This window comes from Microbacterium maritypicum MF109 (assembly GCF_000455825.1).
Taxonomy (GTDB): domain Bacteria; phylum Actinomycetota; class Actinomycetes; order Actinomycetales; family Microbacteriaceae; genus Microbacterium; species Microbacterium maritypicum_A.
Map to the genome: position 1 here is coordinate 1 of NZ_ATAO01000072.1, position 535 is coordinate 535.

A 535-nucleotide genomic window follows, 5' to 3' on the forward strand; every position below is an offset into this window, starting at 1 on the left:
GCCTCCGTCACGAACAGCGTCTTGGCGATCTCGCGGTTCGACGCCCCGGTGTCGAGCAGCCGGAGCACCTCCAGCTCACGGCCCGTCAGCCGCACCCGCGGCGCGCGCATGACCTGCACCACCCGCTCACTGAGCTCCGGGCTGAGCACGAGTCCGCCGGATGCGGCCTGCCGGATCGCACGCACGATCTCGTCGGGGGCGACATCCTTGAGCAGGTACCCCGCCGCTCCCGCCTCGATCGCACCGAGGATCTCGGCGTCGCGATCGAATGTCGTGAGGATCAGGACGGCCGGGGCCGGATCCTGCGTGCGCAGGGCGGCGGTCGTCTGCACGCCGTCCATGCCCTCACCGAGCCGCAGGTCGCACAGCACGACATCGGGATGCAGGTGCCGAGCGAGAGCGAGCGCCTCTTCTCCGGACGCCGCCTCACCGACCACCTCGACGTCGTCACGATGGTCGAACAGCGAGCGCACACCGGCGCGGACGATGGGATGGTCATCGACGAGCAGCACGCGCACCGGGGTCATCCCTGTTC

The 535-nt window shown here is 70.3% G+C and carries 1 protein-coding gene; it reads right to left on the reverse strand.

The window, feature by feature from the left end:
* On the reverse strand, positions 1–527 hold a 527-nt coding region (locus L687_RS25635; RefSeq protein ID WP_021198652.1), incomplete at its 3' end, for a response regulator.
* Positions 528–535 lie beyond the last annotated feature (8 nt).